Below are 21,923 nucleotides of genomic sequence, written 5' to 3'. Positions count from 1 at the left end.
AACCTTTACTGAGCAGGCTTGACCAGATCGGGCTTGGCGAGATCCGCCATGGCATCGTCGGCGAATTTGCGGGAGGCACCGAGCGCGGCGTCGCGCGCATCGGCCTTGTCGAGCCAGGCCTGCGCGGGTGCACGATCGGCGTCGGGCAGCGTCTTCAGCTCGCGCCGCGCCTCGACGAAATCGTTGCGGAGCGCCGCCGCCGTCACCCGTGCGACGATGGCGCCGCGATCATTGCCGACGCCGTCGGTGCGCTCTATACGAACGAGTTTCGAGGCCCCCGCCTGGAGACGCTCGACGATGCCGGCACCGGCGGCCGGGGCTTCCGCCGGCGGCGAGAGCTTGGGCACGATGTTGAGCAGCTCGCGGCTCAGCGCGACCGGCGTCGGAATGCCTGATGATGCAAAGGTGTCGAGCGGCTTCAGCATATCGGGCTTGGCCGCGAGCGACCGCGCCGCGGCCAATTGCGATTCGTAAGGATCGCCATGCCGAACCGCGACGTCGAGCAGAGCCGCCGCCACGACATGGCGCAGCGGCTTGTCATTCGTCGCCTTGTTGTCGGCAATCTTCTCGCCCTGCTGTGCGAGCTCGGCGCGCTCCGTCTTGCTGGCGCGCTCCAGCTGCGCAATGCGGTCGCTGAGAGCAGCAAGATCAGGCGCGGCAGCGCGCGGTGCCGATTTCACGTCGTTGGCGGTCTTGTCGGACTGTGCGCGCAGATTGGCGATGTCACTGCGCAAGGCACTTGCGGATTTCTCCAGTGCATCGATCCGCGCCACCACGGCCGGATCGGCGGCGGGCTTGCCCGCCTTGGCTTCGACCGCGGCGACACGTCCGCTGAGCGCGTCGACAGTCGCGCTCGTGACCTGCGGCGCGGCCGGCGGCGCCTCCACGGCGGGCCAGCCCAGCATCCAGCCGACGGCAATCACGATTGCGGCTGCGACCGCGCCGGAGAACGGCGCAATGACCCAGGGCGAAACCGGCGCCGACGCGGGAGCGGAAGCAACCGCGTCCTCCGCGTGCGCGGGCTCCGGGTCGGGCCTGGCCTCTTCGGATTTGGACTCTTCGACCGTGGCCTGCTCTTGCGTGGCCTGCTCCGGCGTCGGCTGAACCTCCGGTTCGGCGGCCGCCGTTGGCTGCGACTGGGTCGAGACTTCGGTCGCCTCAAGGTCGATGGTGGGCGGGGTGCGCTTGGCACGGCCTGACTCGGGAGCCAATCCTGCGTCTTCAGGCTTGTCATCGGCCATCGTGACGGTTCCTCACACTCAAATGCCCTGAACGGACCCGATCGCGTCGGATTCGGCCCGACCTCTTACGCCAAACGGGTCCGCAAAGCACGCTCCAAGGTATCAAATAGGGCATTTTCGTCCGGCGTCGCGGCCCCCAGAACCTGCGACGCGCCGGCATCGCGCAGCACGCTGGCGACCGTCTCGGACAGGCAGCATTGCGGGATCGCCAGCGCCGAGATTTCGACGCCTTCGTCCCGTGCCGCATCCAGGAAGGCCCGTGCGCTGCGACGGGAGTAGTGCAGCACCGCCTCGATCCCATGTGCGGCAAAGCCATCGCAGACATCGCGCGGCAGGACCTTGACCGGAGTCATGCGATAGGTGGTCTGCGTCACCACACTGAAGCCCTCCGCGCCAAGCTCGCCGCCGAGATCGCGCGACAGATCCGCGCCCGCGAGATAGAGCAGCGTGCTTTTCTTCTTCAGCAGCTTGTCGCGCGCGCTCTGCATCACCTTGTCGCGCAAGGCCGCGGCATCGCCGCCGGCGACGATCACCTCGGCGAAGCCGGCGTCGCGCGCCGCGGCAGCCGTGTGCTCGCCGACCGCAAACAGCGGCAGCTTCAGGAGGCCAAGATTCTTTAAGCCAAGATCCTGCAATTGTGGCGCGACGGCGCGGATCGCATTGGCCGACGTGACGATGATGGCGCCGTAGTCGGCCTCACTCTCGTCATGAAAGGCGACCGGCTCGAACTTGAGCATCGGGGCGAGCAGCACCACATGACCCCGCGCCCGCAAATTTTCTGCCGTCGCCTCATTGTCGGGATGCGGCCGTGTGACAAGAATGGACATCGCTTGTGTTCCCGAACCACGTGGCGGTGACGCATTCACGAAGGCGGCCGCGCGTGACGATTGCGCAAGTGGACCCCGGAATGCTACCGGACGTACCAGAACTCTGCTTTACGGATGAGCGCAAGGGCGCAAATTGGATAACAATTCGCCAATGCTGGTACTGGGCATCGAAACCACCTGCGACGAGACCGCCGCGGCCGTGATCGAGCGCGCGCCCGACGGCAGCGGCAAGATCCTCTCCAACATCGTGCGGTCCCAGATCGAGGAGCATGCCCGCTTCGGCGGCGTAGTGCCGGAGATCGCCGCGCGCGCGCATGTCGACGTCCTCGACGGCATCATCGACCGGGCCATGCACGAGGCCGGCATCGACTATGCGCAGCTCAACGGTGTCGCCGCCGCGGCGGGGCCGGGGCTGATCGGCGGCGTCATCGTCGGCCTCACCACCGCAAAGGCGATCGCGATGGTGCACGACACGCCGCTGGTCGCGGTCAACCACCTCGAGGCGCATGCACTGACGCCGCGCCTCACCGACGGAATTGAATTTCCCTACTGCCTGTTCCTCGCCTCGGGCGGGCATACCCAGATCGTCGCCGTCACCGGTGTCGGCCAATATGTGCGGCTCGGCACCACCGTCGACGACGCGATGGGCGAAGCCTTCGACAAGGTCGCGAAGATGCTGGGCCTGCCCTATCCGGGCGGGCCGCAGGTCGAACGCGCCGCGGCAACCGGCGATGCCACGCGCTTCGCCTTCCCGCGCCCGATGCAGGGACGGCCCGATGCTAATTTCTCGCTGTCTGGATTGAAGACGGCGGTGCGCAACGAGGCGAGCCGGTTAACTGAGATCGCGCCGCAGGATATCAGCGATCTCTGCGCGAGTTTTCAAGCCGCAGTGCTTGACTCGACGGCCGACCGGTTGAGCGTCGGCCTGAGGCTTTTCCGCGAGCAGTTCGGCGCTCCGCATGCCCTCGTCGCCGCCGGCGGGGTCGCGGCCAATCAGGCGATCCGCGGCGCCCTGCATGACGTCGCGCGGCAGGCCGGGACGCAACTGATCATGCCGCCGCCCGCGCTCTGCACCGATAACGGCGCGATGATTGCCTGGGCCGGCGCCGAGCGCCTGGCGCTCGGCATGATCGACACGATGGAAGCCCAACCCCGCGCACGCTGGCTGCTCGATGCCAACGCCACGGCGCCGGCCGGTTACGGCAACACGCGGGCGGGATTCTAGCTATGACGGCGTTCCGGTCCGTCGCGGTGATTGGTGCGGGCGCATGGGGCACGGCGCTGGCGACGGTCGCGGCGCGCGCCGGACGGAACGTGACGCTCTGGGCGCGCAACAGCGAACATGCCGCGCGAATCGCCTCGACCCGCGACAATCCGCGGCTGCCCGGCGTGCGGCTGGCGCCGGAGATCGTCGTGACGCACGAGCTTGCGGAGACCGCGCGCGCGGACATGGTGCTGATCGCGACGCCCGCACAGCATTTGCGCGGCGCGGTCAACATACTGGCCTCGCATCTGACAAAGCCGGTGCCGATCGTCGCCTGCGCCAAAGGCATCGAGCACGGCACCCATAAATTCATGACCGACGTCATCGCGGAAGCCGCACCTCACGCGCAGCCGGCGATCCTGTCGGGCCCGAGCTTTGCCGACGACGTCGCGCGCGGCTTGCCGACCGCGGTGACGCTGGCGGCGAAGGACGAAGCGCTGGCGAGCGCGCTGGTGCAGGCGCTGGGCTCAGCGACCTTCCGGCCCTATCACACGACAGATGTCCGCGGCGTCGAGATCGGCGGTGCGGCCAAGAACGTGCTGGCGATCGCGGTTGGCATCGCGGTCGGGCGCAAGCTCGGTGCCTCCGCCCAGGCTGCGCTGACGACCCGCGGCTTTGCCGAACTCACGCGCCTCGGCCGTGCCCTCGGCGCGCGCAGCGAGACGCTCGCGGGCCTGTCCGGCCTCGGCGATCTGATCCTGACCTGCTCGAGCCCGCAATCGCGCAATCTCGCGCACGGCCTTGCGCTGGGCCGCGGCGAGCAGCCGCCCGCGGGCAAGCTCGCCGAAGGCGAGTTCACCGCGCCTGTGTTGATCGAACTCGCAGCTTCGCACAACATCGAGATGCCGGTATCAGAAGCGGTCGCTTCGATCCTGAGCGGCCGGAGCACGATCGACGCTGCGATCTCGGGACTGTTGACGCGCCCCTTCAAGGCAGAGGAATGACGTCTTTCTCGTCATGCCCGCGCTTGTCGCGGGCATCCACGTCTTGATATTGAATTGGTGGCAGAGACGTGGATGGCCGGGACAAGCCCGGCCATGACGAACGGATAGGACGCGCGATGAACTACTGGCTGGTGAAATCCGAACCGTCGGTGTGGTCCTGGGACCAGCAGGTAGCGAAGGGCGCCAAGGGCGAGGCCTGGACCGGCGTGCGCAATTACACCGCGCGCATAAACCTCGTGAGCATGAAGAAGGGCGACAAGGCGTTCTTCTATCATTCCAACGAGGGCAAGGAGATCGTCGGCATCGCGGAGGTCATCAAGGAGGCCTATCCCGATCCGACCGACAAGACCGAAAAATTCGTCTGCGTCGACATCAAGGCCGACAAGCCCTTGAAGACGCCGGTGACGATGGCCGCGATCAAGGCGGACAAGAAGCTCGCTAATATGGCGCTGGTGAAATATTCGCGGCTGTCGGTGCAGCCGGTGACGACGGAAGAGTGGAAGCTCGTCTGCAAGATGGGCGGGATGTAAGTTATTGCCGTAGCCCGGATGGAGCGCAGCGCAATCCGGGAAAGTCTTCATGCCGCACGACCCCGGATTACGCTGCGCTCCATCCGGGCTACGATGTCCGCACTTGCGTCGCCGGCAGCGTAAACACCTCGCATGGCGAAGCGATGCCGCGCAGCGGATGCGATCCGAGCGCGACGAGAGGCGTATCCGTCTCCGCGGCCAGCGCCCCCGATACCAGCACGGTCCGTTCCAGGGGCTTGCACAATCCCTCGAGCCGGCTGGCGAGATTGACGGCGGGACCGATCGCCGTGAAATCGAGCCTGTTGGCGGCGCCGATATTGCCCCAGAGTATTTCGCCGAGATGAAGGGCCGCGCCGAACGCAAGCGGCGGCAGTCCTTGAGCGCCGCGCTCCCCGTTGAGATACGCCATGCCGGCTTCGGCTGCGCCTGCGGCACGCAGGGCGGCGTCGCAGGCGCGGCGCGGCGACGCGTCGACCACCGGGAAGATCGCGAGCACGCCGTCGCCGATAAATTTCAGCACCTCGCCGCCGAAGGCATGAACGGCACCGGCGATGCGATCGAACCAGGCGTCGAGCGCTGCGATGACGTCGGCCGGCGGTGTGGTCTCCGACAAGGTCGTGAAGTTGCGCAGATCCGCATAGAGCAGCGCGGCTTGAATGGTCTCGCCGAGATCGCGCCGCAACGGCGCCGCCAGCACCCGCTCCGCGCTGCGCTTGCCGAGATAGGCATCGAGCGTCGCGCGCAACGTGGCGCGCGCAGCGAGCACGGCCAGCGGCGTCGCGGCGAAACGCGCAGCCTGGCGCAATTGCTCGATCTCGTCTGCGGTGAACGGACGCGGCCCGATCCAGCCGAGCTGCGGCCCATCTTGTCGTCCGACCACCTCTTCGTGCACCTCGCCGCGCGCGATGTCGCGCAGCCAGCGGCGGCCGGCATCATTGGGCGGGTCGGGTGCCAGCCCACTTGGTGCGAAGCCGAGCGCCTCGATGACCCGGCCGGTCTCCGCGCGCCACAGCCAGGTCCGCTTCGCGATCAGCGGATGCGGCACCTCCAACGTCAGGCTCCCTGCCGCAAGCGGCACACCGTCGGCGACCAGATGAGCGCCGAGTTCCGCGAGCAGACGGTCGGCCCCGGGGCAATCCGAGGCGGCATCGACGAGCCAGGCAAGGGTCCGGGAGAGTTGCATGGCCCGATGATGGCGAAGGTCGGCCATCTTTGTCACGGGCAATCCTTGACGCACCGCTCCACCGCCGCCATGTGGCCAGTGTCAGCCCAGGGATGATCGCCGATGACCGAGCCGTTCGTAGTGCGACGGGAAACCCAGATCGCAGCCCCCCGCGCCACCGTCTTCGCCTATTTGACCGATCCAGAGAAAATCCTGAGCTGGATGGGCTCCGACGCGACCACGGAGCCGCACCCCGGCGGGCTCTATCTCCTCAAGGGCATCGGACCGCGTGGCGGCGTCGGCCGCGGCACCTTCCGCGAGGTCGTGCCGGTGCATCGTCTGGCCTACACATTCGGCTGGGAGGGCGGTCAGGAAGTGCCGCCYGGCTCGAGCCTGATCGAGATCGACCTGATCGAGCGCGACGGCGGCACGCTGCTGCGCATGACCCATAGCGGGCTCCCGACCGAGGAACAGGCCGCCGCGCACGCGAAAGGATGGGCGCATTATCTGGGCCGGCTCACGAGCGCAGCCGCGGGCCGTGATCCCGGTCCGGACAAGGGTATCTCAGACAAGATGTAGCTCTCGTAGGGTGGGCAAAGCGAAGCGTGCCCACGCGGCCTATCAACAATGTCGTGAAGAATGGTGGGCACGGCGCTTCGCGCCTTTGCCCACCCTACGGCACCGCCGCTTAAACTGCCGCGGTCGCCACCACCTGCTGCAAGAGTTGCTCGCGCCTGGCCTGCGAACGCTGGCCCTTCATGGTGGCGGCGAAGCGTTCGAGGATACCGTCCTCGAAGGCGGTGACGATGGTGTCGTGGACGTAGCTCTTGCGGCAGATCGCCGGCGTGTTGGAGAGCTTGTCCGCTGCGGCGCGGATCGCGTCCAGCACCTGCTTCTTGCGGCCGCGCTGGCTGGTCGCCGGCGTGATCCGCGACAGCGATTCCACCACGACTGCGGACGCCATCAGCGTGCGAAAATCCTTCAGCGAAATCTTGATGCCGGCGATCTCGCGCAGAAACGCGTTCACCTGCGTGGTGCTGACCGCGCGCACGATGCCGTAGGCGTCGCGATACTGGAACATGCGCTTGCCGGGAACGCCGTTCAGGATGCCGATGGCGCGTACCAGCTTGGCCGCGTCGCACTCCTTGCGCACCGCCTTGCCGCCCTTGGCCTTGAAGGTCAGCACGAAGGAATCGTCCTCGAGCGTAACGTTCGACTTCAGCATCGTGGTGGCACCGCGGGTGCCGTTGAGGCGGGCATACGATTCGTTGCCGGGACGGATCGCGGTGCGCGCGATCAGCTCGATCACGGCCGAGAGTGCGAATTCACGCGTCGGCTCGTCACCCGACAGGAACGCCGAGACCTTGCGCCGGATCTTTGGCAGCGCGCCGACAAGCTTTTCCAGCCGGTGCGCCTTGCGGTGCTCGCGGACCTTTTCCCAATCGGTGTGGTAGCGGTATTGCAGCCGGCCCGCGGCATCGCGTCCCACCGCCTGGAGATGCGAGCTCGGATCGGCCGAGTAGCGCACCTGGCGATAGGCCGGCGGCACCGCCATGGCGTGCAGCCGGCGGATGGTGCGAGCGTCGCGGATATGCGCGCCGTTGGGACGGACGAAGGAATAGCCCTTGCCGCGCTTGATGCGCCGGATGGTCAGCTCGTTCTGGTCGCCGAGCCGCAGGCCCAGCTCCTTGGCGATCGCCTCAACCGAGGTCGCAGGCGCGGTGTCGAAGACCTTTTTCGGGCTGAGACGGGCGGAACCGGCCGGTTTCGGCCATTGTCCGAGGGCTTTGGCCAACGCGACAGCAGCAGGATCGGCCGAAGCGAGCCGCATCGTCCCGAGATTCCGCTGATCCATCATAGCCTTAAGCCTTAGCCCTGTCTGTTATCGGTCAATGCCGCTGTTCTGATTTTTGTTCCAAGGGTCTATTGGACAGTCTCTTGGACGGTCTCTCGGGACCCGGGTTGGCCATTTAGGGTGTTCCGAACCGCATTGCGAGTCCCGAATCAGTGACAGACGGTTTCTAAATACCTCATGCGGCGCATGGGCGCCCTGCACAGGCCTATTCCGGCGTCTTGGTAAAGACCTGGAAAGCCGCGCAAGCCTGTTTCAGATCTGCGACAGTCGCGCCAGGCGCCGTTGATCTTCCGCATGGCTGCCCGCTCGCCGAAGGTCCAGCTTGTGCTCCTTGTCGGGTCCGGTTAGGCGGACGCATAATCGGTTCAATGATGACGTCGGCTCGCCGGTCGCCTGGGCTCGGCTTGCCGTATCTGGAGGGAAGCATGTCCGAGAAGACCTACGACGTCCCCGCGGAATGGGCCAAGCGCGCCTGGATCGACCAAGCCAAGTACAAGGACATGTACGCCCGCTCGATCTCGGACCCGAACGCCTTCTGGGCCGAGCAGGCCAAGCGTATCGACTGGATGCACGCGCCGACGAAGATCGAGAACGTCTCCTTCGCCCCCGGCAACATCTCGATCAAATGGTTCGAGGACGGAATCCTCAACGTCGCCCATAATTGCATCGACCGGCATCTGCACAAGCGCGCCAACCAGACCGCGATCATCTGGGAAGGCGACGATCCCTCGCAATCCCGGCACATCACCTACAAGGAGCTGCACGACGAGGTCTGCCGGATGGCCAACATCCTGCGCACCCGCAACGTCAAGAAGGGCGACCGCGTCACCATCTACCTGCCGATGATTCCCGAAGCGGCCTACGCGATGCTGGCCTGCGCGCGGATCGGTGCGATCCACTCCGTGGTGTTCGCGGGCTTCTCGCCCGACAGCCTCGCCCAGCGCATCAACGACTGCCAATCCAAGGTGATCATCACGGCGGACGAGGGCCTGCGCGGCGGCAAGAAGGTGCCGCTGAAAGCCAATGTCGATGCAGCGCTCGCCAAGGCCGACGGCGTCGACTGGGTCGTCGTTGTCAAGCGCACCGGCGGCACGGTCGAGATGAATCCGTCGCGCGATCTCTGGTATCACGACGCCGCCAAGATGGTGACGACGGAATGCCGGGCCGAGCACATGCACGCCGAGGATCCGCTGTTCATCCTCTATACGTCGGGCTCGACCGGCCAGCCCAAGGGCGTGCTGCACACCTCGGGCGGCTATCTCGTGTTCGCCGCGATGACGCATCAATACGTCTTCGACTATCACGACGGCGACATCTACTGGTGCACCGCCGACGTCGGCTGGGTCACCGGACACAGCTACATCCTTTATGGGCCGCTGGCGAACGGCGCGACCACGCTGATGTTCGAAGGCGTGCCGAATTATCCGGACAATTCCCGTTTCTGGAAGGTCATCGACAAGCACAAGGTCAACATCTTCTACACCGCGCCGACCGCGATCCGCGCACTGATGCAGAGCGGCGACGAGCCCGTGAAGAAGACGTCGCGCGCCTCGCTTCGCCTGCTCGGCTCGGTCGGCGAGCCGATCAATCCCGAAGCCTGGGAGTGGTATCACCGTGTCGTCGGCGACGATCGCTGCCCGATCGTCGACACCTGGTGGCAGACCGAGACCGGCGGCATCTTGATCACGCCGCTGCCGGGCGCGACCAAGCTGAAGCCGGGCTCGGCGACGCAGCCGTTCTTCGGCGTCGTGCCTGAGATCGTCGATGCCGACGGCAAGGTGCTGGACGGCGAGACATCAGGCAATCTCTGCCTGACGCGGTCATGGCCGGGCCAGATGCGCACGGTCTATGGCGATCACGCCCGCTTCGAGCAGACCTATTTCTCGACCTACAAGGGCAAGTATTTCACCGGCGACGGCTGCCGGCGCGACGCCGACGGCTATTACTGGATCACCGGCCGCGTCGATGACGTCATCAACGTCTCCGGCCACCGCATGGGCACCGCGGAAGTCGAGAGCGCGCTCGTCGCGCATGAGAAGGTGTCGGAAGCCGCCGTAGTCGGTTACCCGCACGACATCAAGGGCCAGGGCATCTACGCCTATGTCACCCTGATGGCCGGCGTCGAGCCGAGCGACGAATTGCGCAAGGAGCTCGTCACCTGGGTGCGCAAGGAGATCGGCCCGATCGCCGCGCCCGACCAGATCCAGTTCTCGCCCGGTCTGCCCAAAACCCGCTCCGGCAAGATCATGCGCCGCATCCTGCGCAAGATCGCCGAGGACGAGCCGGGCAGCCTCGGCGATACCTCGACGCTCGCCGATCCGGCCGTGGTCGACGATCTCGTCAAGAACCGGCAGAACAAGAAGTCGGCGTAAGGCACGCTCTCGTGCCCCGGACGCGGCGCAGCGCTTCTTCAGCGGTGCGCTGCAGAGCCGGTGCCGATCCAATGGCAGAGCGTGTGGCCTCCCGGGTCCCGGCTCTGCGCAGCAGCGCCAAGGCGCTGCAGCGCGTCCGGGACACAGAGCCCCCCCGAAATAACAGCCGTTCACACCCTCACGCACTTGTCAGGGCGCGATCCGTCGCGCCCGCGTCTTTCCAGCCAAGTGTTGTTTTCTTGTCATTTACTTTATTTCGAACATTTTCTTTGTTCCGCGTGCTGGCGGGCCCTTGGCGGCCGCGCGTGGAAACCATCCGGTTAACAGGCGCGGTTAAGAATATCCGGGCAAGCGGGCAATTGCCGGTGCTGCGTAGTTTTGGACGATCCGTTCGGGGTAGAGGAAAAATTGATGTCGGTAAGGATTGCTGTGGCGCTCGCCGCCACCATTGGGGCAGGGGTCTTGATGTCGACGGCCGCAGAGGCGCGGCCGGAAATGGTGGGGGCACACCTGGCCGACTATTCGCCGGGCACCATCGTGGTCAAAACCAACGAGCGGCGGCTCTATCTCATCCTCGATAACGGCCACGCCGTGCGCTATCCGGTCGGCGTCGGCAAGTCCGGCAAGCAATGGGCCGGCACCACCCGCATCGACGGCAAGTATCTCAACCCGGCCTGGTCGCCGCCTGCTGAAGTGAAGCGCGACAAGCCCAGCATCCCCGACGTTATTCCAGGCGGCTCGCCGCGCAACCCGATGGGCGTTGCGGCGATGACGCTGGCCGGCGGCGAATATGCCATCCACGGCACCAATGTGCCGGGCTCGGTCGGCGGCTTCGTCTCCTATGGCTGCATCCGCATGCTCAACGACGACATCACCGATCTCTACAGCCGCGTCTCGGTCGGCACGACGGTGGTCGTGACGCGCTGATCTCCAAACTCGTAACAGAATTGAAAGAGCCGCGTCCATCGACGCGGCTCTTTGTTACCAGAAGCGCCAGCCGCGCGCGCACCAGCCGTCGCGATGGCCGCCGTTGTAGCTCCGCGCGTAACCGCCCGCGAGCAGCGCGGCAGATACGTCCGCAGTTCGCTTTGTCGCGACATTGGCGAGAACACGGCCGTATTTGTCGGGGCCGAGATTGTTGATCGTCACGCCGCCCTGGCCGAGCAGATCGCGCAGCGCGCCTGTCGCCGCTTGAGCCTTGTCCAATTCATCCTGGCAGGATGCTTTCATCTCCGGCGCATCGATACCGCGCAGGCGAACGCGCGCAACGAGAACGCGTCCGTCGCGCTGGTGCACGCGAGCGAGAAAGGTATCGCCGTCGATCGTGCGAATGACGTCGACCGGCTGACGGATGTCCGGATTGGCCTGCTGCAAAATGATCTGGGCATCTCGCGATTGACCATCGATCGCATGCGGGAAGGGCCAGTTCATCCCGTGCCGGAAGGTAAGCACGACGGCCACCACGATTGCGACCACGAACATCCACGGCAACAGCCCCGAGAAGTGACGGCCGAACGGCGAACCACTGTATGAGGGCCGGTATGGATGGCTGGGATCGAAACGCGGCATCCGCGCACGCTAGGGCTGAGTCGGGCGATCCGGCAAGATGGCCTCAAAAGCCAGCCTCAAACGACAGCCTCAAAAGTCCGAGGCGATACCTTTGCGCTCCCAATCGCCGTAGCGGGTGGGCTCGGGTCCCTTCGGTCCCTGCAATTCCTTCGGCGCCGCCGCGGCGTGGGCAGCAGCAGCCTGCCGGCGCGCTTCGGCCTCGGCCAGCGCGCGCTGGGCGGCCGGCGGGAGCGGCTTGCGATCGGGAACGGGGGGCTGGTCACTCATCTCGGCGGTTCCTAGCGCAGGATCACGGGGTGTGCGACGTCCAATAACGCATTGCTGAGATGGTCATGCCGGGCTGTAAACGCGAGAGGCCATTCTTACATTTGGCATATTCGCATGCCAGAGATAGGTCTCTCGAGGCATGCGCCCATTGCGGCGGAACTGCCGCTCGCCAAGAACCTTAAGCCGCATGCCATCTCAACGTTTCGCTCCTCCGTCCGAAGTGCCCGGTCTCGCGGCGCGGCGGATCGCCGCTGACATCGTCGACGGCGTGCTGCACAAGCACCGCACGCTTGACGATCAACTCGACGGCAGCGGTGCCCATCCCGGATTGAAGACGCTCGCCGACCGCGACCGCGCGCTGATGCGCCGCCTGGTCGCGACCGTGCTGCGTCGGCTCGGCACGCTCGGCCATGTGCTGTCCCGCTTGCTCGACAAGGGCATCCCGTCCGAAGCGCCGCGCGCGCAGAGCGCGCTCCTGATCGGCGCCGCCCAGATCCTCTGGATGGACGTGCCCGATCACGCCGCGGTCGATCTCTCCGTCCGCCTCGTTCAATCCGACCGGCGTGCCGCTCGTTATGCCGGCCTCGTCAATGCCGTGCTGCGCCGCTGCGCGCGCGAGGGCAAGGCGCTGGTGGATGAAGTTGCCACGCAATCGCTGGACTTGCCGCCCTGGCTGCTCGCGCGCTGGAGCGCGCATTACGGCGAGGCGACCGCAAGAGACATGGCGCTGGCGCTCGGCCACGAGCCCTCGCTCGACCTCACCGTGAAATCGGACGCCGCGCAATGGGCGAACCGGCTGCACGGTGAAGTACTGCCGACCGGATCGGTGCGCACGGTGCTGCACGGCGCCGTGACCATGCTGCCCGGCTTCACCGAGGGGCAATGGTGGGTGCAAGATGCCGCCGCCGCGTTGCCAGCTCGGCTATTTGGCGACATCAAGGGCAAGTCCATTGCCGATCTCTGCGCCGCCCCGGGCGGCAAGACCGCGCAACTGGCACAGGCCGGCGCGCATGTCACGGCGATCGACCGCTCACCCGCCCGGGTGGCGCGTCTGCGCGAGAATCTGACGCGGCTGTCGCTCCAGGCCGAGACTGTCGTCGCCGACGCCGTGGAATGGGCCGGCCCTGCCGAGGGCTTTGACGGCATCCTGATCGATGCACCCTGCACATCGACCGGAACGATCCGGCGCCATCCCGACGTTGCCTGGCTCCGGCAGGAATCCGACGTCGCCGCCCTGACCGCGCTCCAGCAGCGGCTGCTGAAGAAATCCGTCTCGCTGCTCAAGCCGGGCGGGACGCTGGTCTACTGCACCTGTTCGCTGGAACCCGAAGAGGGCGAGCAGGCGATCGCGGCGCTGCTGGCCACGGAGGGCGGCCTGCGCCGCGTGCCGATCGAAGCTTCCGAGGTCTCCGGGCTCAGCGAGATCATCACCACGGAAGGCGACCTGCGCACGCTGCCCAGCCACCTGCCGAACGCCGATCCCAAGCTCGGCGGGCTCGACGGTTTCTACGCAGCCCGGCTCGTTAAATCCTGATTTTGCACCGGTTTTTGCGCCAGCGCTGATTCGCGACGCTTCAAGATGGTGTCAGACGTCCGATTTTGGGATTAAGAAGGATTCGTCGTTCATCCTCTCCCCCTTCAAGGCAAGGCGTGTCGGTCGCTCAACGCAGACGTATCTCGACGCTGGTGATGAACCGCTTCGCGCGGAACATGCTCGCGCGCGCGAGCGGCGGTTCCGTTGCGCTGTCGCGGGTCTGGCCCGGCCGTACCGACCGGCTGATCATCGCGCCGCATGACCTGCGCACGGCGGATGCGACCCGCGCCGCAGAGATCTATGCCGGACGCTTCGTCTTCGCCGGCAAGATCGTCAATTGCCACGGCCGCTCGATCTTCGATCTCGAACCGCCGTCGGAAGACTGGGAGGTCGCGCTGCTCGGCTTCGGCTGGCTGCGCCATCTGCGCGCCGCCGACACTGCGCTGACGCGCGCCAATGCGCGCGCGCTGGTCGAGGACTGGATCGCCAACCCTGCCAACAAGCGCCGCGCCGTCGCGCGGCGTGCCGACGTGCTGGCGCGGCGCGTGATCTCGCTGCTGTCGCAGGCGCCGCTGGTGCTCAACGACACCGACAACAAATTCTACCGCCGCTATCTGCGGGCGCTGGCGCGGGAGATCCGCCTTCTGCGCTACACCATGGTCAACATGCCCGACGGAGTGCCGAAGCTCCAGGTGCTGATCGCGCTGTGCTACGCGGCGCTGTGCCTTGCCAACCAGGCGCGGCAGATCCGCAGTGCCTCGAAAAAGCTCTCGGACGAGTTGCAGCGGCAGATCCTGCCCGACGGCGGCCACATCTCCCGCAATCCGGGCGCGCTGATCGAGCTCTTGATCGACCTGTTGCCGCTGCGGCAGACCTTTGCCGCGCGCAACATCGCACCGCCGCCGGCGCTGCTCAACGCGATCGACCGCATGATGCCGATGCTGCGCTTCTTCCGGCACGGCGACGGCAATTTCGCGCTCTTCAACGGCATGAGCGCGACGCCCTCGGACCTGCTCGCCACGCTGCTCGCCTATGACGACACTCACGGCGCGCCGATGGCGAATATGCCGCATACCGGCTTCCAGCGCCTCGACGCCGGCCAGACCACGCTGATCATCGACACCGGCCCCCCGCCGCCGGCCGGCGTCAGCCACGACGCCCATGCCGGCTGCCTGTCGTTCGAATTGTCTTCCGGCATCAGCCGCATCGTCACCAATTGCGGCATGCCGACCACGGGACGCGACAATTGGCGGCCGTTCGCACGCGGCACCGCGGCGCATTCGACGCTGACCTATCATGAGACGTCCTCATGCCAATTCGTCGAGATGTCGGCGATGAAGCGCCTCCTGCACGGCTCACCCGTCACCAGCGGCCCCGTCGAGGTCGAGAGCTATCGCGAGATCGTTCAGAACGGCACGCTGCTCACGACCTCGCATGACGGCTACCTCGCGAAATTCGGCGCGATCCATCGCCGCGTGCTGATGGTCGCCAATGACGGCGCACGCATCGACGGCGAGGACACGCTGTCGCCGCCGCAGGGCGGACGCTTCAAGGGCGCCGACGCCGACTTCGCGCTGCGCTTCCATCTGCATCCGGCGGTGAAGGCGAGCCGGCTGTCGGATGCCCGTGGCGTCATGCTGGTGCTGCCCAACCGCGACGTCTGGACCTTCGAGGCGCTGGACGACAAGGTCGACCTCGAGGACAGCGTGTTCCTGGCCGGCAATGACGGCCCGCGCCGCACCGCGCAGATCGTGATCCGGCAGGATGCGCGGCAGGCGCCGTCGATCCGCTGGAGCTTCGTCCGCTCCACTGCATCGCMTGCGGTCACCAATGCCCGCCGCAACGCCCGGCGCGAGCCGGAACTTCCGCTGTAAACGCGCACGATTCGGCCCCATCTCATCGTTGTGAAAACGGCCGAAAGCTGCTATCGAGCCCTCGCTCGCGCGACTGGCGACCTTGGATGGAGCACCATCGGGAAGCGCGGGACTGAGACGCCGCGCGCCTGGGCATAGACACTCCTTAAGACAGAGGATCTTGCTCATGACTGACCATCCCCGCCGCGTCACCCGTGCTCTTCTCTCCGTCTCCGACAAGACCGGCCTGATCGAGTTCGCAAAGGCGCTTGCCGCGCACGATGTCGAGCTGGTCTCGACCGGCGGCACCGCCAAGGCGATCGCCGCGGCCGGCCTCAAGGTGAAGGACGTTTCCGACCTCACCGGCTTCCCCGAGATGATGGACGGCCGCGTCAAGACGCTGCATCCGAAGGTGCATGGCGGCCTGCTCGCGATCCGCGACAACAAGGAACATGCGGAGGCGATGAAGGCGCACGGCATCGCGCCGATCGATCTCCTGGTCGTCAACCTGTATCCGTTCGAAGCGACCGTCGACAAAGGCGCGGGCTTCGAGGATTGCATCGAGAACATCGACATCGGCGGCCCCGCGATGATCCGCGCCGCGGCGAAGAACCATGACGACGTCGCCGTCGTGGTCGAGGCCGAGGACTACAAGGCCGTGCTCGACGAGCTTGCCGCCAACAACGGATCGACGACGTTGACACTGCGCCGGCGGCTTGCCGCGAAGGCCTATGCGCGCACCGGCGCGTATGACGCCGCGATCTCGAACTGGTTCAACCGCCAGCTCGAAATCGACGCGCCCGATTTCCGCGCCTTCGGCGGCAGACTGATCCAGTCGCTGCGCTATGGCGAGAACCCGCACCAGACCGCCGCGTTCTATGCGACGCCCGACAAGCGGCCGGGCGTCTCGACCGCGCGCCAGCTCCAGGGCAAGGAGCTCTCCTACAACAACATCAACGACACCGATGCGGCCTACGAGTGCATCGGCGAGTTCGACGCCAAGCGCACCGCGGCCTGCGTCATCGTCAAGCACGCCAATCCGTGCGGCGTGGCCGAAGGCTCCGATCTCGTCAGCGCCTATCGCAAGGCGCTCGCATGCGATTCCACCTCGGCGTTCGGCGGCATCATCGCGATGAACCGCGCGCTCGACGCCGACACCGCGCGCGAGATCACAAAGATCTTCACCGAGGTGATCATCGCGCCCGACGCCAGCGAGGAGGCGATCGCCATCATCGGCGCGCGCAAGAATCTGCGCCTGCTGCTCGCCGGCAGCCTGCCCGATCCGCGCGCGCCTGGCCTCACCGCCAAGACGGTCGCCGGCGGCCTCCTCGTGCAAAGCCGCGACAACGCGGTGGTCGACGACATGACCTTCAAGGTCGTGACCAAACGTGCGCCTGATGACGCCGAGATGCGCGATCTGAAATTCGCGTTCCGCGTGGCAAAGCACGTCAAGTCCAACACCATCATCTACGCCAAGGATCTCGCCACCGTCGGCATCGGCGCGGGCCAGATGAGCCGGGTGGATTCAGCGCGGATCGCGGCGCGCAAGGCGCAGGACGCGGCGAATGAGCTCAAGCTCGCAGAGCCGCTCACCAAGGGCTCGGTGGTGGCGTCGGATGCGTTCTTCCCGTTCGCCGACGGCATGCTCGCCTGCATTGAGGCCGGCGCCACCGCCGTGGTGCAGCCCGGCGGCTCCATGCGCGACGACGAGGTGATCAAGGCCGCCGATGAGCACGGCATCGCCATGGTGTTTACGGGCACGCGGCACTTCAGGCACTAACTCACCGCGAGCGTAGCCCGGATGGAGCGCAGCGAAATCCGGGTTTCACGTCTCAGCAACAGCGGCCCCGGATTGCGCTTCGCTCCATCCGGGCTACGCCACTAATCCCGTACCCGCATCAACAACCCCAGCCCCGCGACGAAGAACACCACCAGCACGGCCATGCCGGCCTTCTGGCTCGCCGTCACCGCGGTGATCATGCCGATCAGCAGCGGGCCGATGAAGGACGTTACCTTCCCCGTCAGCGCGAACAGGCCGAAATACTGCGCGATGCGATCCTTCGGCGCGAGACGGATCAGCAGAGTGCGCGAGGCGGCCTGAAGCGGGCCGCCTGCAGCGCCGATGAGACAACCCAAAACGAGATAAGCGCGCTCGGCAGCGCTCGAGAACAAGGGCGCGCCCGGAAGAGGCGGCGCGACCTTGACGAACAGGACGCTGTCCTTGTCGACCAGAAGAATCGCCGCCACCGCCAGCAACAGAACAAGCAGGCTGCCGGCGATGACGCGCTTCGGCCCGAGACCATCGTCGAGCTTGCCGCCGAGCCACGCGCCAAGGGCGCCGGCAATCGCGAGCATGATGCCGAAGGTGCCGATCTGGATCGTGTGCCAGCCGAAGGTGCCGGCGGCATAGATGCCGCCGAACGCGAACAGCGACACCAGGCCGTCGGTGTAGATCATGTTGGCGAGCAGGAATGCCGCGAGCGATTTCCGCTGCGGCAGGCCCTTAATCGATTGCTTGAGATCCGACAATCCCACGCGCAGCGCCTCGCACACCGGGTGCTTCGCCGGATAATCCGGCGTGAACAGGAATAACGGTGTCACGAAGATGATGAACCACAGCCCGGTCAGCGGTCCCACGATGCGATCGCCCTGATGGCTGACCGGATCGAGCCCGAACAGCGGCTTGAAGCCGAGCAGCGTGCGGCCGGTCTCGGGATTGGCGGCGAGGAAGCCGAGCACGATGACGAGGCTGACGATGCCGCCGATGTAACCCGTGGCCCAGCCGGTGCCGGAGAGCCGGCCGATCCGCTCAGGCGGCACCAGGGTCGGCATCATCGCGTTGTTGAAGACGGTGGCGAATTCCGCGCCGACGCTGGCGAGCGCGACCGCGGTGAGCAGCGGCGCAATGATGGTGGGATCGCCGGGCTTGCCGATCCACAGCGTGCAGGCCGCCAGCACCAGCAGTGTGCCGAATCCCGCGATCCACGGCTTCCTGCGGCCCGAGGCATCGGCAATGGCGCCGAGCACCGGCGACATCAGCGCGATCGCGAGGCCCGCGGCTGCCATCGCAAAGCCCCACAACGACTGGCCGGTGGCGGCATCTGGCGCAATGCTGGTGGCGAAATAGGGTGCGAAAACAAAGGTCGTGATCAGCGTGAAATAAGGCTGCGCGGCCCAATCGAAGAAGATCCAGCTGATAACGGCGGCGCGCGGCGGATAGGTCCGCTGCGCGCCGGCCAAGCGCGCATCCGAGGCGATCGTCGTCATATTCCAGTCCCCATCACGAACAGTTTTGCCTCTGTTGGGGCAAAGCGTATAGCATTGAAGCGACGCGTGGGAACTGGCCTGAGGCCGCGACGGAAGCTTGATGATGTCGTCATATCCGACACGGCGGACATTTTTCGCCTTCATTGCCACTCTGGCGTTTGGTTTTTCGTCTGCCACCGCACAGGATGCGCGGCGAGCCTATGTCCCACCCGCGCTCGACGCGGTGCACGCCGTTCCGTCCGAGCACGGCATGGTGGTGGCGCAGGAAAAGATATCGGCGCAAGTCGGCGCCGACATCCTGCGCCGCGGCGGCAACGCGGTCGATGCCGCGGTCGCCACCGGCTTTGCGATGGCCGTGACGTATCCGCGCGCCGGCAACATCGGCGGCGGCGGATTCATGGTGATCCATTCGGCCGAGCGCAACGAGGACATCACGATCGACTATCGCGAGACCGCGCCGGCTGCGACCACCCCGCAGATCTTCCTCGGCGCTGACGGCAAGCCCGATGCGGCGAAGTCGCGGGATTCCGCGCTCGGCGTCGGCGTGCCCGGCACCGTCGCCGGTCTTGTGCTGGCCTTGGAAAAATACGGCTCGGGCCGGTTCACGCTGGCACAGCTGCTCGAGCCCGCGATTGGGCTCGCCCGCGACGGTTTTGTTGTCACCGACGACCTTGCCGACACGCTGCCGGGTTGGCACCGGCGGCTGGCGCGCTGGCCGTCGTCGGCCAGGATCTTCTCGCGCCCCGACGGCACACCGCTCGGCGAAGGCGACAGGCTGGTGCAGAGTGATCTCGCCGAAACGCTGTCGGCCGTCGCTGCACAGGGGCCGCGCGGTTTCTATGAGGGGCCGGTCGCGGACAAGCTCGCCAAGGCCGTGACTGACGCCGGCGGCATCATGACGCCGGCCGATCTGAAATCCTATCAGGCCGTGGTCCGTGCCCCGGTGCGCGGCACATATCGCGGCTACGACATTGTCTCGATGCCGCTGCCGTCCTCCGGCGGCGTGGTGCTGGTGGAGACGCTCAACATCCTCGAGGGCTTTCAGCTGGCCGATCTGAAACAGGGGTCGCCAGCTTCGCTGCATCTGCTGATCGAAGCCATGAAGCGCGCCTATGCGGATCGTGCGCGCTATCTCGGCGATCCCGCCTTCGTCAATGCACCGATCGAGACGCTCACGGCAAAGGACTACGCCGCCAAGCTGCGCGCCGGCATCTCCACGGAGCGCGCCACGCCGTCGAGGCAGCTCGTCTCCGCCCCTCCCGCGCCGCGCGAGGGCACCAACACCACGCACTTTTCCGTCGTCGACGCCGGCGGCAATGCCGTCAGCAACACCACCACGCTGAATTTCAGCTATGGCGTCGGCCTCGTTGCCGACGGAACCGGCGTGCTGCTCAACAACGAGCTCGACGATTTCACCGCCGCGGTCGGCGCTTCCAACGCCTACGGCCTCGTCGGTTTCGAGCCCAATCTGCCCGGACCCGGCAAGCGGCCGTTGTCCTCGATGTCCCCTACCATCGTGCTCAAGAACGGCAAGCCGGTGCTGGTGACGGGCTCACCCGGCGGCAGCCGCATCATCTCGACCGTGCTCCAGGTCGTCGTCAACGTGCTCGACTACAAGATGGATGTGGCCGCCGCCGTCGCTGCGCCACGGCTGCATCACCAATGGCTGCCGGACGAGGTGCGCGTCGAGAGCGGCTTTTCCGGCGATGTGCTGTTCGAGCTGAGGGCGATGGATCACCTCATCGTCGAGCCGATGGGACAGACCTCGGCCAATTCGATTCTGGTGACGCCGAACGGGCCACTCGGCGCGCCCGATCCGCGTACCCGCGGCGCGGAAGCCGCGGGACAGTAGTCTCGCCGTTGCATGGCACGGCAGCTTGCGCGGGCTGCCGTGCGTGCTACCACCGCGCAGCTTTAAGGGACCGCCGGGGAAACGCACATGAGCACAGCCGATCCGACCCAGCGCATTGAGCGCGCGGAGATCGAAGACACCAGCCTCCTCGCCTTCTATCGCGACATGAACGCGCCGGAGCGACGGACGTTCTGGGCCTGCGCGGCGGGCTGGGCGCTCGACGGCATGGACTTCATGATCTATCCGCTGGTGATCGGCACCATCATCGCGCTGTGGAAGGTCGATGCGGCCTCGGCCGGACTCGCCGGCACCGTGACGCTGCTGGCCTCCGCGATCGGCGGCTGGCTCGGCGGCTATCTCTCCGATCATATCGGACGTGTCAGGACGCTCCAGATCACCATCATCTGGTTCTCGTTCTTCTCGCTGGTCTGCGCGGTCGTGCAGAATTTCGACCAGCTCCTGATCGCACGCGCCGTGCTCGGCCTCGGCTTCGGCGGCGAGTGGGCGGCGGGCGCCGTGCTGATGGGCGAGGCGATCCGTCCGCAATATCGCGGACGCGCAGTCGGTTCGGTGCAGTCGGGCTGGGCGGTCGGCTGGGGTCTCGCCGTGCTGTCGCAGGCGATCCTGTTCTCGGCTTTGCCGCCGGAGACGGCGTGGCGCTGGATGTTCGTGATCGGTGCACTGCCGGCGCTGCTGGTGTTCTACATCCGCCGCTCCGTCACCGAGCCCGAGATCGCGGCCGAGGCCCGCGCAAAACAGGCCGCGAGCGGCGATCGTCCGGCGCTCTGGGAAATTTTCTCCGGCCCGATCCTGAAGACCACGATCCTGGCCTCGCTGATGGCGACAGGCTGCCAGGGCGGCTACTACGCCGTCACCTTCTGGGTGCCGCAGTTCCTGACCAAGGAGCGGCACCTGTCGATCGTCGGTTCGACCGGCTATCTCTCGACGCTGATCATCGGCTCTTTCATCGGCTATCTCGTCGGAGCCTGGCTCGCGGATCGCATCGGCAGGCGCAATCTGTTCCTGATCTTCTCGATCGGCGCCATGGCCGTGGTGCTGCTCTACACGCAGCTGCCGCTGACCAACGAGATCCTGTGGGTGCTCGGCTTCCCGCTGGGCTTCTTCGCCTCGGGCTATTTCTCGGGGATCGGCGCGTTCCTGACCGAGCTCTATCCGACGCGGCTGCGCGGCTCCGGCCAGGGCTTCTGCTACAATTTCGGCCGCGGCATCGGCGCGCTGTTTCCGTTCCTGGTCGGCGCGCTCTCGGCGACGACGTCGCTCGCCAATGCGATCGCGATGTTCGCGGTGGTGGCTTACGTGCTGTTCTTCATTGCCGCCTTCGCGCTGCCGGAGACGCGCGGGCGCGTGCTGCACGCGGATTAGTCC

Annotated in this window: 18 protein-coding genes and 1 riboswitch; of the genes, 11 read left to right on the top strand and 7 right to left on the bottom strand. The window is 66.4% G+C overall.

Annotated features, from left to right (window positions below):
• Window positions 1-5 precede the first annotated feature (5 nt).
• The gene (locus tag AC1DW2_RS29900; protein ID WP_135213924.1) at window positions 6-1,241 is read right to left on the bottom strand and encodes a hypothetical protein; all 1,236 of its coding nucleotides are present in this window, start codon (window positions 1,239-1,241) and stop codon (window positions 6-8) included.
• A 65-nt stretch (window positions 1,242-1,306) separates the two neighbouring features.
• The gene (locus tag AC1DW2_RS29895; protein ID WP_135213925.1) at window positions 1,307-2,068 is read right to left on the bottom strand and encodes a uroporphyrinogen-III synthase; all 762 of its coding nucleotides are present in this window, start codon (window positions 2,066-2,068) and stop codon (window positions 1,307-1,309) included.
• A 151-nt stretch (window positions 2,069-2,219) separates the two neighbouring features.
• On the opposite strand from AC1DW2_RS29895, the gene tsaD reads away from it, so the two are divergent.
• The 3 genes from tsaD to AC1DW2_RS29880 all read left to right on the top strand — a co-directional run bounded on the left by tsaD (window position 2,220) and on the right by AC1DW2_RS29880 (window position 4,806).
• The gene (tsaD, locus tag AC1DW2_RS29890; protein WP_135213926.1) at window positions 2,220-3,293 is read left to right on the top strand and encodes a tRNA (adenosine(37)-N6)-threonylcarbamoyltransferase complex transferase subunit TsaD; all 1,074 of its coding nucleotides are present in this window, start codon (window positions 2,220-2,222) and stop codon (window positions 3,291-3,293) included.
• 2 nt (window positions 3,294-3,295) lie between these two features.
• The gene (locus AC1DW2_RS29885) at window positions 3,296-4,276 is read left to right on the top strand and encodes an NAD(P)H-dependent glycerol-3-phosphate dehydrogenase (RefSeq protein WP_135213927.1); all 981 of its coding nucleotides are present in this window, start codon (window positions 3,296-3,298) and stop codon (window positions 4,274-4,276) included.
• Between the two features lie 116 nt (window positions 4,277-4,392).
• Window positions 4,393-4,806, top strand: a complete 414-nt coding sequence (locus AC1DW2_RS29880; protein WP_135214095.1) for an EVE domain-containing protein — start codon at window positions 4,393-4,395, stop codon at window positions 4,804-4,806.
• 88 nt (window positions 4,807-4,894) lie between these two features.
• Here AC1DW2_RS29880 and AC1DW2_RS29875 read toward each other — a convergent pair whose 3' ends face one another.
• Window positions 4,895-5,989 (bottom strand): adenylate/guanylate cyclase domain-containing protein, encoded by a 1,095-nt coding sequence (locus tag AC1DW2_RS29875; protein ID WP_167767952.1) that lies wholly within the window; start codon window positions 5,987-5,989, stop codon window positions 4,895-4,897.
• A 102-nt stretch (window positions 5,990-6,091) separates the two neighbouring features.
• Here AC1DW2_RS29875 and AC1DW2_RS29870 point away from each other — a divergent pair, with 102 nt between their 5' ends.
• Complete coding sequence (locus AC1DW2_RS29870) at window positions 6,092-6,547, top strand: SRPBCC family protein (protein ID WP_063980321.1); 456 nt, start codon at window positions 6,092-6,094, stop codon at window positions 6,545-6,547.
• A gap of 109 nt (window positions 6,548-6,656) precedes the next feature.
• Here the strand turns inward: AC1DW2_RS29870 and AC1DW2_RS29865 are convergent, their stop codons facing one another.
• The gene (locus AC1DW2_RS29865) at window positions 6,657-7,826 is read right to left on the bottom strand and encodes a DNA topoisomerase IB (protein ID WP_135213929.1); all 1,170 of its coding nucleotides are present in this window, start codon (window positions 7,824-7,826) and stop codon (window positions 6,657-6,659) included.
• A 422-nt stretch (window positions 7,827-8,248) separates the two neighbouring features.
• Between AC1DW2_RS29865 and acs the strand changes: the two genes are divergently transcribed.
• Both acs and AC1DW2_RS29855 read left to right on the top strand, forming a co-directional pair.
• Window positions 8,249-10,195 (top strand): acetate--CoA ligase, encoded by a 1,947-nt coding sequence (gene acs / locus AC1DW2_RS29860; RefSeq protein ID WP_477007800.1) that lies wholly within the window; start codon window positions 8,249-8,251, stop codon window positions 10,193-10,195.
• A gap of 411 nt (window positions 10,196-10,606) precedes the next feature.
• Window positions 10,607-11,122 (top strand): L,D-transpeptidase, encoded by a 516-nt coding sequence (locus AC1DW2_RS29855; RefSeq protein WP_135213930.1) that lies wholly within the window; start codon window positions 10,607-10,609, stop codon window positions 11,120-11,122.
• A 54-nt stretch (window positions 11,123-11,176) separates the two neighbouring features.
• Here the strand turns inward: AC1DW2_RS29855 and AC1DW2_RS29850 are convergent, their stop codons facing one another.
• Together AC1DW2_RS29850 and AC1DW2_RS29845 are read right to left on the bottom strand one after the other, a co-directional pair.
• Window positions 11,177-11,764 (bottom strand): thermonuclease family protein, encoded by a 588-nt coding sequence (locus tag AC1DW2_RS29850; RefSeq protein WP_477007799.1) that lies wholly within the window; start codon window positions 11,762-11,764, stop codon window positions 11,177-11,179.
• 69 nt (window positions 11,765-11,833) lie between these two features.
• Window positions 11,834-12,031 carry a DUF1674 domain-containing protein gene (locus AC1DW2_RS29845; RefSeq protein ID WP_028151091.1) on the bottom strand — a complete coding sequence of 66 codons (198 nt, stop codon included), beginning with the start codon at window positions 12,029-12,031 and terminating at the stop codon, window positions 11,834-11,836.
• A gap of 187 nt (window positions 12,032-12,218) precedes the next feature.
• On the opposite strand from AC1DW2_RS29845, the gene AC1DW2_RS29840 reads away from it, so the two are divergent.
• From AC1DW2_RS29840 to purH, 3 genes are all read left to right on the top strand, one after another.
• A complete protein-coding gene (locus AC1DW2_RS29840; protein ID WP_135213932.1) occupies window positions 12,219-13,565 on the top strand; it encodes an RsmB/NOP family class I SAM-dependent RNA methyltransferase in 1,347 nt (448 codons plus the stop codon).
• A gap of 155 nt (window positions 13,566-13,720) precedes the next feature.
• Entirely contained in the window at window positions 13,721-15,439 is a 1,719-nt protein-coding gene (locus tag AC1DW2_RS29835; RefSeq protein ID WP_477007819.1) for a heparinase II/III family protein, read from the top strand.
• 59 nt (window positions 15,440-15,498) lie between these two features.
• Window positions 15,499-15,580, top strand: a riboswitch (ZMP/ZTP riboswitch).
• Between the two features lie 25 nt (window positions 15,581-15,605).
• The gene (purH, locus tag AC1DW2_RS29830) at window positions 15,606-17,198 is read left to right on the top strand and encodes a bifunctional phosphoribosylaminoimidazolecarboxamide formyltransferase/IMP cyclohydrolase (protein WP_135213934.1); all 1,593 of its coding nucleotides are present in this window, start codon (window positions 15,606-15,608) and stop codon (window positions 17,196-17,198) included.
• Between the two features lie 101 nt (window positions 17,199-17,299).
• Here the strand turns inward: purH and AC1DW2_RS29825 are convergent, their stop codons facing one another.
• Window positions 17,300-18,685 (bottom strand): MFS transporter, encoded by a 1,386-nt coding sequence (locus tag AC1DW2_RS29825; RefSeq protein WP_135213935.1) that lies wholly within the window; start codon window positions 18,683-18,685, stop codon window positions 17,300-17,302.
• A gap of 100 nt (window positions 18,686-18,785) precedes the next feature.
• On the opposite strand from AC1DW2_RS29825, the gene ggt reads away from it, so the two are divergent.
• Together ggt and AC1DW2_RS29815 are read left to right on the top strand one after the other, a co-directional pair.
• Complete coding sequence (gene ggt, locus AC1DW2_RS29820) at window positions 18,786-20,537, top strand: gamma-glutamyltransferase (RefSeq protein ID WP_441497778.1); 1,752 nt, start codon at window positions 18,786-18,788, stop codon at window positions 20,535-20,537.
• 87 nt (window positions 20,538-20,624) lie between these two features.
• Complete coding sequence (locus AC1DW2_RS29815; RefSeq protein ID WP_063980311.1) at window positions 20,625-21,920, top strand: MFS transporter; 1,296 nt, start codon at window positions 20,625-20,627, stop codon at window positions 21,918-21,920.
• The last annotated feature ends 3 nt before the right edge of the window (window positions 21,921-21,923 follow it).

Source organism: Bradyrhizobium sp. P3_C3, assembly GCF_056402655.1.
The sequence above is the reverse complement of the archived record's forward strand: the minus strand, read 5'-3'. Positions and strand labels throughout refer to the sequence as shown.